The organism is Blautia aquisgranensis (assembly GCF_040096615.1).
Lineage (GTDB): Bacteria > Bacillota > Clostridia > Lachnospirales > Lachnospiraceae > Blautia_A > Blautia_A aquisgranensis.
The window spans coordinates 1-12,363 of the sequence record NZ_JBBMEJ010000026.1; the positions used below are offsets into that span (position 1 = coordinate 1).

General features: G+C 44.5%; 9 protein-coding genes and 1 pseudogene. 1 reads left to right on the top strand and 9 read right to left on the bottom strand.

Going from position 1 to position 12,363, the window contains the following annotated elements; translation table 11 throughout:
- Positions 1 to 243 precede the first annotated feature (243 nt).
- Positions 244 to 864 (top strand): annotated as a pseudogene (locus WMO28_RS15365) (transposase); the annotation flags it as partial.
- A 117-nt stretch (positions 865 to 981) separates the two neighbouring features.
- On the opposite strand, the gene WMO28_RS15370 reads toward WMO28_RS15365, so the two are convergent.
- From WMO28_RS15370 to gyrB, 9 genes are all read right to left on the bottom strand, one after another.
- Positions 982 to 2,040 (bottom strand): sulfate/molybdate ABC transporter ATP-binding protein, encoded by a 1,059-nt coding sequence (locus WMO28_RS15370; protein WP_349057558.1) that lies wholly within the window; start codon positions 2,038 to 2,040, stop codon positions 982 to 984.
- Complete coding sequence (gene cysW, locus WMO28_RS15375; RefSeq protein ID WP_178642814.1) at positions 2,030 to 2,866, bottom strand: sulfate ABC transporter permease subunit CysW; 837 nt, start codon at positions 2,864 to 2,866, stop codon at positions 2,030 to 2,032. Before cysW ends, WMO28_RS15370 begins: the two co-directional genes overlap by 11 nt.
- Positions 2,866 to 3,705 carry a sulfate ABC transporter permease subunit CysT gene (cysT, locus tag WMO28_RS15380; protein WP_178642816.1) on the bottom strand — a complete coding sequence of 280 codons (840 nt, stop codon included), beginning with the start codon at positions 3,703 to 3,705 and terminating at the stop codon, positions 2,866 to 2,868. Before cysT ends, cysW begins: the two co-directional genes overlap by 1 nt.
- 22 nt (positions 3,706 to 3,727) lie before the next feature.
- A complete protein-coding gene (locus tag WMO28_RS15385; protein ID WP_349057559.1) occupies positions 3,728 to 4,753 on the bottom strand; it encodes a sulfate ABC transporter substrate-binding protein in 1,026 nt (341 codons plus the stop codon).
- Between the two features lie 197 nt (positions 4,754 to 4,950).
- Positions 4,951 to 6,027, bottom strand: a complete 1,077-nt coding sequence (locus tag WMO28_RS15390; RefSeq protein WP_178642820.1) for a substrate-binding domain-containing protein — start codon at positions 6,025 to 6,027, stop codon at positions 4,951 to 4,953.
- 248 nt (positions 6,028 to 6,275) lie between these two features.
- Positions 6,276 to 6,986, bottom strand: a complete 711-nt coding sequence (locus tag WMO28_RS15395; protein WP_349057560.1) for a lysophospholipid acyltransferase family protein — start codon at positions 6,984 to 6,986, stop codon at positions 6,276 to 6,278.
- 23 nt (positions 6,987 to 7,009) lie between these two features.
- Entirely contained in the window at positions 7,010 to 7,639 is a 630-nt protein-coding gene (locus WMO28_RS15400) for a hypothetical protein (protein ID WP_349057561.1), read from the bottom strand.
- A gap of 15 nt (positions 7,640 to 7,654) precedes the next feature.
- Positions 7,655 to 10,207 (bottom strand): DNA gyrase subunit A, encoded by a 2,553-nt coding sequence (gene gyrA, locus WMO28_RS15405; RefSeq protein ID WP_349057562.1) that lies wholly within the window; start codon positions 10,205 to 10,207, stop codon positions 7,655 to 7,657.
- A gap of 14 nt (positions 10,208 to 10,221) precedes the next feature.
- Complete coding sequence (gene gyrB, locus WMO28_RS15410; protein ID WP_178642826.1) at positions 10,222 to 12,147, bottom strand: DNA topoisomerase (ATP-hydrolyzing) subunit B; 1,926 nt, start codon at positions 12,145 to 12,147, stop codon at positions 10,222 to 10,224.
- Between the last annotated feature and the right edge of the window lie 216 nt (positions 12,148 to 12,363).

A 12,363-nucleotide genomic window follows, 5' to 3' on the forward strand; every position in this document is an offset into this window, starting at 1 on the left:
CACACAAGTGCGGTAATGTATAAGATTCTCCTTCATACATATAGTATAGCATAGTATTAAGAATATCACAATAAAATGCCGAACATATTTTCTTTTTTAATAAAACTGGATACAGCATTTTTTTAGATTTTTTAGTGAAAAAGGAAATATATTTACTTATCATGTGCAGATATGCACAGTTTCACTTTCATCTCGGCAATTGAATTACCGAGGATTCCCGCTTATCTTCCTAAACTGAATCCACAGATGGTAGTTGCAGATGCAGGATATAAAACTCCGGCAATCGCCCATCAGCTGTCGGAAGATGGAATTCAACCACTTTTTCCGTATACCCGTCCCAAGACCAAAGAAGGCTTTTTCGGAAAACACGAATTCGCATATGATGAATACTATGATTGTTATATATGTCCGGGAGCACATATACTGACATACAGTACAACAAACAGAAATGGATATAAAGAGTATAAAAGCTGCGGTGAGCATTGTGCTGAATGCCAATATCTTTCAAAATGTACAGAAAGCAAAGATCATGTAAAACTGATCACACGTCATGTATGGGAAGAATACATGGAAGTAGCAGAAGACATTCGGCACACGATCGGAAACAGACAGATCTACCAGTTAAGAAAAGAAACCATAGAGCGGATCTTCGGTACAGCTAAAGAACAGCATGGATTTCGATATACGCAGTATGTAGGAAAAGCACGGATGGAAATGAAAGCCGGGCTTATCTTTGCATGCATGAATTTGAAAAAACTGGCAAAGATTCTGGAAAAACGAGATTGGAATACAGCCAGATTTTTGTTGATTTTGAAGAAAATAAAAAGAAAAGAAGTTTTAAAAGAAAAATGGTGCTGGATATAACACCCAACACCAAGTTTGTCTACAGTCTGAAATGCCGCTTTCGCGACATTACCTAATGATATTCGCAATCCGCTTCGCTACTTGCTCATAAAAAAATGTCGCTCTCGCGACATTTTTTTATATGACCAGCCAGTCCTCAACCATGGCTGTGTTATGCAGCAACACTGCTTCATTTCCCTTCGTCACAAAAATCCTCTGCACAAACACATCCACAATCTCACCTTCCCGTACAGGCTCCTCATCCAGGCTTCTTCTGGCACTTAAAACAGTGTCTCCCACACGGACACGAAGCTCCAGGCTGCTTCCACGGAAAGCAACTCGTTCAACTACACCCTCTGTAGCAGAACTCTTATACTTCTGCTCCTCGTTCTTCTTCGTCACCTTCACAAACTCCGGACGGATGATCGCTTTCTCGCCACCAGGAACCTCCTCGAAGTGATTAAATATCTGATAATCATCGATCACGGAAGTCTGGCCGAAGAATCCCGCCGTAAAAGCAGTATCCGGATTCTGGTAAACCTCCAGCGGAGTTCCCTTCTGCTCGATCCGTCCACGGTTGGTAATGATGATCTCATCTGCAACCTCAATGGCCTCATCCTGGTCATGAGTAACAAAAATACTGGTAATTCCAAGCTTCTCGATCATATCCTTCAGCCAGCTTCGAAGCTCTGTACGGATCTTTGCATCGATCGCAGCAAACGGCTCATCCAGCAGAAGCAGCTGAGGATTCGGGGCAAGCGCTCGCGCAAAAGCAACTCTCTGCCTCTGTCCACCGGACAGCTGACTTGGATATCTTTTCTCAAGTCCTTTCAGCCCGATCAGCTCTACCAGTTCCATAACTCTCTGTTTAATATATTTTTTGTCAGCTTTCTGTACCTTCAGTCCGAAAGCAATGTTATCATACACAGTCATATACCGGAAAAGGGCATAATTCTGGAACACAAATCCAATACCTCGCTCGCTGGCAGGAACATCATTGACCACTCTTCCGTCAATGATGATCTCGCCGCTATCCGGCTGTTCCAGACCGGCGATCATACGGAGGATCGTTGTCTTTCCGCTTCCGCTGGGACCGAGAAGACCGATCAGCTTACCTTTTTCGATGCCAAAACTTACGTTGTCAGATGCCTTGTAATCTCCATATGTTTTATTGATATTTTTTAACTCAACGTACATCGCCTTTTTCCCCCTTTCCCTTATGCTCCAGAACGTTTCTCGCGATCAGAAGGATCACCGCCAGGATCACCAGGATCGAAGAAACCGCAAACGCCGGAACATACTGGAATTCGTTATAAAGAATCTCCACATGAAGCGGAAGTGTATTTGTTTTTCCACGGAGATGTCCGGACAGTACGGACACTGCTCCAAACTCTCCCATTGCTCTTGCTGTACACAGCACAACACCATAAAGGAACGCCCATTTAATATGCGGGAAAGTTACTTTCGTAAAGATCGTCCAGCCTTTCGCACCCATCAGTGCTGCCGCCTCTTCCTCATCGGAACCAATGGATTCCAGAACCGGAATGATTTCTCGCGATACAAAAGGAAACGTAACAAAGATTGTTGCCAGAATGATTCCCGGAACTGCAAATACGATCTGAATTCCTGCTTTTTCAAGAACTGGGTACAGCGGGCTCTGTTTTCCGAAAACCAGAATGTAGATAAGACCAGCGATGACCGGTGATACGGTAACCGGAATATCGATCAAAGTCGTAAGAAGTTTTTTCCCACGGAAATGAAATCTGGTCATAGCCCAGGCTGCACACAGACCGAAAATCGTGTTGCACACAACAGCAGCTACTGTCGCTTCAATGGTAAGCACCAGAGCTTTCAGCGTGTACTCATCTGTTACCGCCTCTACATAGCACTGCCAGCCCTTGCTCAGCGCCTGAGTCACAACAACCACCAGAGGAAGCACCAGCATCACAAAAAGAAAGAGCACGGAAATCCCGATCAGGATCCATTTCACCGGCCCGCCGGCCTGCTTCTTTTTTTCGTCCATTATGCGTCCCTCCCTCTGATACGTTTCGTATTTCTTGCCTGCACCATGTTCACACCGAACAGGATCAGAAATGATACTGCCAGCGTTACCAGTGCGATCGATGTTGCACTTTCGTAGTCAAATTCCTGAAGCTTTGACATGATAATCAACGGCGTGATCTCTGTATAATAAGGCTTGTTTCCTGCGATAAAAACAACACTTCCGTATTCTCCCAGGCAGCGTCCGAAAGCAAGTCCCGCTCCCGAAAGCATTGCCGGAAGAAGCTCCGGAAAAATAACTCTCCGGAAGATCGTGAAGGGTTTTGCGCCCATAACACGTGCCGCCTCCTCATAGGAGCCGTCCAGCTTTTCCAGCACCGGCTGAATGGCACGAACTACAAAAGGAATTCCCACAAAGATCAACGCCACCGTGATACCGATCCTGGTATACGCGATCTTGATACCAAACTTTGCAAAGAAGCTTCCCACAAAACCTTTATCCGACATCAGGGAAGTCAGCGAGATACCGGCAACTGCAGTGGGCAGTGCAAAAGGCAGCTCGATCATTCCATCCATGATCCTTTTTCCCGGAAAATCATACCGCACCAGCACCCATGCCAGAATAAGTCCCATAATGGCATTGACCACGGTCGCCGCAAATGCAGTGATAAAACTTACATAAAATCCCGCCAGAACCCTGGGCCTTGTGATCACTTCAAAAAACTCCCGAAATCCAAGTCGTGCCGAATATACAGCAAGTGATGCAAGAGGAATCAGAACCACGATACTCAGCATCGCCAAAGTCACTCCCATTGTCAGTCCAAAGCCTGGTATCACCCGTTTACTCTGTTGTTTTTTCATTTCTGTTTCCCCTCACTCTCATCTATTCTTCATAGATCTCATCAAACACTCCGCCATCTGCGAAATGCTTTTTCTGCACGGCATCCCAGCCGCCGAAATCTTTGATCGTTGCCAGCTTCACATTCAGGTTAAAAATATCTGCATGCTTTTTCAAAATCTTCTGATCTACAGGTCTGTAATAATTCTCAGCAATCAGCTCCTGTGCCTCATCGGAATACAGATATTTCAGATATGCCTTTGCAGCCTCTTCGTTGTCATGCTTTTTCACATTTTCGTCTACCACTGCAACAGATGGCTGCGCCAGGATACTGATGCTCGGTGTTACGATCTCGTAATCATCCGGATTGTCCCTTACAGAAAGGAACGCTTCATTTTCCCATGCGATCAGCACATCACCCTGCCCGTTTTCCACGAAGGATGTGGTTGCTCCTCTTGCTCCGGAATCCAGAACAAGAACGTTTTTGTAAAGCTTCTTTATAAAATCTTTCATCTCAGACTCATTGCCGTTATATTTCTCATTGGCATAAGCCCAGGCTGCCATATAATTCCAGCGCGCACCTCCGGAGGTTTTCGGATTCGGTGTGATCACACCAACGCCATCCTTTACCAGATCATCCCAGTCATGAATGTTTTTCGGATTTCCTTTTCGCACCAGAAATACGATCGTTGAAGTATACGGAGCACTATCATCCGGATATTCACTGATCCATCCCGGATCGATCATCCCTGCATTCCGGATCGCGTCAATGTCATATTCCAATGCCAGTGTTGCCACATCTGCCGGAAGTCCGTTGGCGATCTCAAGTGCCTGCTTTCCGGAGCCCCCGTGGGACTGGATCACATCCACTGTCTGACCGGTTTCTTCTTTCCAGTGCTCTGCAAAGATCTTGTTGTATTCCTCATAAAATTCTCTCGTAGGATCATATGACACATTGATGATCTCCACATGATTTTTATCTCCTGTATTGTTTCCCGATACTGCAAAGGTTCCTGCCAGGACAACTGCCGCCAGTCCGATACAGACTCCTGCGATCCATCTTTTTTTCATGGTTTATGTACTCCTTTTCAATGCCCATTTTATTTCGCTGTATTTCATCGTGTATACGCTGATTGCTGTAAAGCTCTTTAATTGAATTGAATACATTAAACCATATTATTCCTATTATTTAAATATGAATATCTGAAAACGTTTTCACCTAATATGTCTGCGCCTGGAAAAATTTCTTCCAGATCAGCTCCAGACTCTCAGATACAGTAGTCACTCCACATGCTGTCCTCTACACTGCTACAGCTGTTGCGGATCATAAGTCTGCCCTCCAGCTCCATACGGACGATTCCGGAATGACCACCCTTCAAACGATCCAAAAGCAGATACAAAGCGAATTTTCCCATATCTTCTTTCGGAAGGCTTACGGTTGTCAGCATCGGTTTCGTGAACTGTGCCTCCTGAATGTCATCGCTGGATATGATCGACGGCATGTAATAACGGTTCCGGAATTTGTTCAGGCATTTCAGCATTCCGATAGCCGAAATATCATTGGCACAGTAGATTCCTGTGGGCATATCATCCGACTGGAAAAATTTCTCCATGGCTTCATAGCCTTCTGCCTCTGTCTGCTTCGTCTCCACAACGTATTCCGGGATCACATCCAGCTCATGTCTCTTCAAGGTTTCCAGATAACCGTTGTACCGTTCCTCATTGTGACACTTGCCTACATAGCCGATATTTTTATGTCCCAGTGAGATCAGATATTCCACCGCCGCTGACGCGATCTTTTTTCCATCACAAAGTACTTCGTCTACTTCATAATTGGTAGAATTCCGGTTCACTGACACCACGCTCTTATATTTCCGGTTCAACTTCTTTAAAGCTTCCTTATTACATCTGCCGATAATGATCAGACCGTCCCGCTTCCCGTCTACCTCCTGGTACATTCCGTCGATCAGCCGGTCCAGATTCTCCCGGCGGCACTTTCTGTCATCGGAAAATACCGACATATACCAGACCTTGGAAAGAATACAGTTTTTATCATGGATCTCGCTCTCGATCACCCGAAGCAGCTCCGCAAAAAACGGATCGGTCTGAGACGAGTCTGTTCTTGTCATCAGAATATTGATGTACCACGTTTTTTCCCGCTTCGCAGAAACGCCCCGTTTCAGGTTCCTGGCTGCCTCATTTGGAACATAATTCATCTCGATCGCTGTTTTCCATATCTTGTCCCTGAGTCCGGGAACAGAACATTTATAATTGGGATTATTCAACACCCGGGAAACCGTCGCCGGTGAAACCCCTGCCTTTTCTGCAATTTTTTTGATAGACATGTACCATTCCCTCTCTGGAAAAAATTTCTCTGCTGTTCTTTCTGTCTATAAACAGTAATGAAGATTTTCTTTGCTTTTTATTTCATAGTATTTAAATATGATTTATATGATAATAAGTGTTGTAAAAAAAGTCAATGTTATTTTGTGAAAACGTATTCTTTTTTTCAGCAAAAAAAATCATGATCACTACGTAAAATACGTGGTCATCATGATTCTTTTTCATGTCTTCATTATATATACAGTTTCTCTCAGATATTCTCCTCGATCACATTCTCAATCCGTCTCTTCACTTCCTCAGCGATCTCCGTGGTATGCATATCTTTATATTCCTCATAATACATCGGAGGAAGAATATGCACCTGCACTGTAATCCTCTCTGTAGAACCAGTATCAAAAGCCTTGTACGAATCGATCAGTGCCACCGGAACGATCGGGCATTTCGTCTTGGTAGCGGTTTTAAAACTACCTCCCTTGAATGTACCCGGATGATTTCCGTTCTTACTTCTGGTTCCTTCAGGAAAAATCAGGTAATTCCGTCCGGATTTCACTTCACGGATCACATTGACAATGACCTGCATGGACTGCTTCAGGTCCTCTCTGTCAATCATATACGCCTTCATGCAGGCAAAAACCTGCTTCAGAAATGGAATATCTCCTACTTCCTTCTTAGCTACCACAGAAAACGGAACTGGACACGCCTTGATGATTGCCAGTACATCAAACAATCCCTGATGATTCGGAAAAAACATAAATCCGTTTTCCTTGGGGATGTTTTGTTCTCCATGCACATCGATATGAATATTTCCGCCTTCGATCGCATGATCATCTACATGCCGCAAAAATGCGTATTTTTTCTCTTCCGGATAATCATCTGTGTGTGCTGCATACCAGCAAAGCTTGATCCACCAGTAAGGAACAAAGAACAGATTTCTGAACACCATAAGCAAAATTCTCTTCATCGCACATGTCCTCCTGTCAGCTTTTATCCGTTAAGTTTCGAGGCGATCTTGTCCTCATAACCCGGATTCTTTTTCAGAAAGATCTCATAAGCCTTGGTATAATCTGTATAGGTTTTCGTTGTCATAAATTTCTGATAATCTTTTGCCGCCTGCTGGCTGATCTTATCAGAAATATCTGATGGTGAGTACAGATAATATTTCTTATCCTGCACCTTTACAAGATATGTACTGATACATGGATATTCCTGGTCATTCTGCAAAACAAGATTATAGCGGATATAAACATAGGAGTAGCTCTTGCTCTCAGAAATGGCTTCACAGCTGTCAATATTTACATCCTTCGCACCGTGTGCCTGGAAATATTTGATGGTGGACGAAATCTCTGTTTTCGCTTCATCGGATATCTTATCTGCACTGTAGCACTCCTGCATTTTCTTGTCCTTGCCTGCTACTGCTGCCTTGATGTAACCTTCCACAACACCTTCCGGCGTTCTGTGGCTGATGCCTCCGCATCCCCTGACTGCCAGGATGATCACCAGCAGGATCAGTATGATTCCTGCCAGTGTCACTACATGGACAAAATTTAAATTTCTATTGGAATATTTCAGCTTTTTCACAGATTTTTTTCTGCGTTTTTTCTTTGTCGTCGCCATGACTCATCCTCGATCTTATTCTTCTTCACTGTCTGTAGAAACAGCTTCATCTGCGGATTCTTCAACATTGTCCGTCTCGTCGTCAGCTTTTGCAGCCTTTGTGTCTGCTTCCGGATCTTTGTCTCTTACCTTGGCAATACTTGCAACCGTTACGCCCTCTGTAAGATTGATCATCTTAACACCGGACGTAATTCTTCCGAGAACTGAGATATCCTCACAGAGCAGACGGATGATAATTCCCTCTGTTGTGATCATCATGATCTCGTTTTCTTCATTGACTGCCTTGGCTCCAACAACATTTCCTGTTTTCTCCGTGATCTTATAACACTTGACACCTTTACCACCACGGTTCTGAACAACGAATTCACTCATTGCAGTTCTTTTGCCCATTCCGTTCTCAGATACTACTAACAGATAATCGCCCTGTGTGTTGAGCTGCATTGCAACTACTTCATCACCATCACCGAGATTCATACCTCTTACACCCATAGATGCACGTCCTGTACTGCGGACATCTGTTTCTTTGAAACGAATGCACTGTCCGTCCTTGGTCACAAGAATAATATCTTTATTATTGTCAGTTGCTTTAACCTCGATCAGCTCATCATCATCACGAAGAACAATCGCTGTAAGACCTGTCTTACGGACATTCTCGTAATCCTTGATCGGAGTTTTCTTTACAAGACCCTTCTTAGTTGCCATCATCAGATAATGGCCTTCTTCATACTTACGAAGAGGGATCACTGCAGTGATCTTTTCACCCGGAGCAAGCTGCAGAAGATTGATGATCGCAGTTCCTCTGGCTGTACGTCCGGCTTCCGGAATCTCATATACCTTCAGTCTGTATACACGACCTGTATTCGTAAAGAACATGAGATAATGATGCGTTGTGGTCATCAGAAGTTCTTCAATATAGTCATCCTCAATGGTCTGCATTCCCTTGATTCCCCTTCCTCCACGGTTCTGGCTGCGGAAGTTATCAACGGTCATTCGCTTGATGTAACCAAGCTTGGTCATTGCGATAACTGTATTCTCTCTCGGGATCAGATCCTCTGTGGAAATATCGTATACATCGTATCCGATTGCTGTCTTTCTGTCATCACCATATTTCTCAGCAATGGCAAGGATCTCCTCACGGATCACACGGAGAAGAAGCTTACGGTCTGCAAGGATTGCCTGGAACTTGCGGATCTTTTCCATAAGCTCTGCATACTCTGCTTCCAGCTTCTCTCTTTCCAGACCTGTCAGTGCACGGAGACGCATATCCACGATTGCCTGTGCCTGTACATCTGTCAGCTCAAAGCGGTCGATCAGCTCCTGCTTGGCAATCTGTACATTACGGGAAGCGCGGATGATACGGATCACTTCATCAATGTTATCAAGTGCTTTCAGGAGACCTTCCAAAATATGTGCTCTCTCCTGTGCCTTGTTCAGATCATACTGTGTTCTTCTTCGAACTACATTTTCCTGATGCTCCAGATAATACTCCAGCATCTGTTTCAGATTCAGGATCTTCGGCTCCATGCTTCCATGATTCGGAACAAGTGAAAGCATGATCACGCCAAAAGTATCCTGCAGCTGTGTATGCTTATAGAGCAGGTTCAGGATAACGTTCGCATTGGCATCCTTACGGAGATCAATACAGATACGCATTCCTTCACGGCTGGAATGATCGTTCAGGTCTGTGATACCATCGATTTTTTTATCGCGGACAAGCTCTGCAATCTTGGAAATAAGACGAGCTTTATTTACGAGGTACGGAAGCTCCGTAACTACAATACGTGATTTGCCATTCGGCAAAGTCTCAATATTCGTTACTGCACGAACGCGGATCTTGCCTCGTCCTGTACGGTAGGCTTCTTCAATTCCTCTTGTTCCGAGGATTGTTGCTCCTGTCGGGAAATCAGGTCCTTTGACGATCTCCAGAAGCTCTTCGATCGCTGTCTCTCTGTCCTCTTCCACGATATTGTCGATGATTTTTACAACGGCATTGATCGTCTCACGAAGGTTGTGAGGCGGAATATTAGTCGCCATACCTACCGCGATACCTGTAGTACCATTTACCAGCAGGTTCGGATAACGTGCCGGAAGTACAACCGGTTCACGTTCTGTCTCATCAAAGTTCGGCTGAAAATCAACCGTATCTTTGTTGATGTCGGCAAGCATCTCCATGGAAATCTTGCTGAGACGTGCCTCTGTATATCGCATGGCTGCTGCGCCATCACCGTCCACAGAGCCAAAATTTCCGTGTCCGTCAACAAGCGGATATCTTGTAGACCATTCCTGCGCCATATTTACAAGTGCTCCATAGATAGAGCTGTCACCATGCGGATGATATTTACCCATGGTATCACCAACAATACGCGCACATTTTCTGTGTGGCTTGTCAGGACCATTATTCAGCTCGATCATGGAATACAGTACTCGACGCTGTACCGGCTTCAGACCGTCTCTTACATCAGGCAAAGCTCGTGAGGCGATAACACTCATGGCATAGTCGATGTAAGATTCTTTCATTGTTTTTTCCAAATCCACTTCGTGGACTTTGTCAAAAATATTATCTTCCATTCTACTTTATTCTCCTAGATATCAAGATTCTTAACAAATCTTGCATTTTCTTCGATAAATTCACGTCTTGGCTCTACCTTGTCTCCCATCAGAGTGGTAAATGTCAGATCGATCTCGGATGTAGCTGCCTCATCCATGGTCACACGGAGAAGGATTCTCTTCTCTGGATCCATAGTGGTCTCCCAAAGCTGCTCTGCATCCATCTCGCCCAGACCTTTATAACGCTGGATCTTGTTATTTCCATCACGTCCGATCTCGGTAAGGATATTATTCAGTTCATCATCATCGTATGCGTACCATACTTTCTTGTTCTTCTCTACCTTGTAAAGAGGAGGCTGTGCCAGATATACATATCCCTGTTTGATCAGCTCCGGCATGAAGCGGTACAGGAATGTAAGCAGCAAGGTCGCAATGTGTGCACCATCGACATCGGCATCTGTCATAATGATGATCTTGTGATAACGAAGCTTGGAGATATCAAAATCTTCATGAATTCCTGTTCCGAAAGCAGTGATCATTGCCTTGATCTCAGCATTTCCGTAGATCTTATCAAGACGGGCTTTTTCTACATTAAGGATCTTACCACGAAGCGGAAGGATTGCCTGTGTGGCACGGTTTCTCGCTGTCTTGGCGGAACCGCCCGCGGAATCTCCCTCTACGATGTAGATCTCACAGTTCTCCGGATTCTTGTCAGAGCAGTCTGCAAGTTTACCTGGCAGTGACATACTATCCAGTGCAGATTTTCTTCTGGTAAGGTCTCTTGCCTTTCTGGCTGCCTCTCTGGCTCTCTGTGCGAGAACAGATTTCTCAACAGTTGCCTTAGCTACAGTCGGATTCTGCTCCAGAAAGATTTCCAGCTGTTTACTTACAACGCTGTCCACTGCGCCTCTGGCCTCACTGTTTCCAAGTTTCTGCTTGGTCTGACCCTCAAACTGCGGATTCTCGATCTTAACGCTGACAATAGCAGTCAGTCCTTCTCTGATATCGTCACCGCTTAAATTCGGTTCGCTGTCCTTGAGAAGTTTGTTCTTGCGTGCATAATCATTAAATGTGTTCGTGATCGCATTACGGAAACCTGTGATGTGTGTACCACCCTCAGGTGTATTGATATTATTTACAAAGCCATATGTGTTCTCTGTATAGGAATCGTTATGCTGCATAGCGACCTCTACAGATACGCCATCCTTCTCACCTTCACAGTAAATGATCTCCGGATAAAGAGCTTCTTTACTTCTGTTCAGATAGCTTACGAATTCGCGGATACCACCTTCATAGTGGAATACTTTTTCTCTTTCCTGGCCTTCTCTCTTGTCTTCCAGCACAATCCGGAGTCCTTTTGTCAGGAAAGCCATCTCACGAAGTCTCTGCTTCAGAATATCGTAATCATAAACGGTCTCCTCAAAGATTTCTTTATCCGGAAGGAAATATACCTTCGTTCCGCTAAGTCCCGGATCACAGTCTCCTACGACTTTCAGCGGATACATTGTCTTGCCGCGCTCATATCTCTGTTTATATTCTTTTCCCTCGTGGTAGATCGTAACCTCAAGCCACTCGGAAAGTGCATTTACAACAGATGCACCAACTCCGTGAAGTCCACCGGATACCTTATATCCTCCACCGCCGAATTTACCGCCTGCGTGAAGAATGGTAAATACAACCTCAACTGCCGGAATACCAGCCTTATGATTGATGCCAACCGGAATACCTCGACCATTATCTGTAACTGTAATGGAATTATCCGGATTGATATCTACATGAATCTCCGTACAAAAACCAGCCAGTGCTTCATCTACTGCATTATCTACGATCTCATATACAAGATGATGAAGTCCACGGCTGGATGTACTTCCGATATACATTCCAGGTCTTTTACGTACAGCTTCCAGTCCTTCCAGAATCTGGATCTGGTCCGCGCCGTATTCTGTATTCTCTGCGCCCATGTCATTCCTCCTGTTCCTGTCTGTCCGGGCGTGTTTGAAAATTCATTTCTGCAGAACACTTTTTTCATTTTGCAGAAAGCAATTCTCAAACCCGCTCCAGAAGTGTCATTTATACCTGTAAAATTAACGTTTTTTTACATACTGATATAGTGTTTATTATAGCATAAAAAAGCCCGTATTTCCACGCAAAATCATAGGAAATACGGGCAAAAAAGT

Coding starts and splice junctions, on each gene's coding strand:
- WMO28_RS15370 (WP_349057558.1), bottom strand. CDS start 2,040: ATGTACGTTGAGTTAAAAAATATCAATAAAACATATGGAGATTACAAG.
- cysW (WP_178642814.1), bottom strand. CDS start 2,866: ATGGACGAAAAAAAGAAGCAGGCCGGCGGGCCGGTGAAATGGATCCTG.
- cysT (WP_178642816.1), bottom strand. CDS start 3,705: ATGAAAAAACAACAGAGTAAACGGGTGATACCAGGCTTTGGACTGACA.
- WMO28_RS15385 (WP_349057559.1), bottom strand. CDS start 4,753: ATGAAAAAAAGATGGATCGCAGGAGTCTGTATCGGACTGGCGGCAGTT.
- WMO28_RS15390 (WP_178642820.1), bottom strand. CDS start 6,027: ATGTCTATCAAAAAAATTGCAGAAAAGGCAGGGGTTTCACCGGCGACG.
- WMO28_RS15395 (WP_349057560.1), bottom strand. CDS start 6,986: ATGAAGAGAATTTTGCTTATGGTGTTCAGAAATCTGTTCTTTGTTCCT.
- WMO28_RS15400 (WP_349057561.1), bottom strand. CDS start 7,639: ATGGCGACGACAAAGAAAAAACGCAGAAAAAAATCTGTGAAAAAGCTG.
- gyrA (WP_349057562.1), bottom strand. CDS start 10,207: ATGGAAGATAATATTTTTGACAAAGTCCACGAAGTGGATTTGGAAAAA.
- gyrB (WP_178642826.1), bottom strand. CDS start 12,147: ATGGGCGCAGAGAATACAGAATACGGCGCGGACCAGATCCAGATTCTG.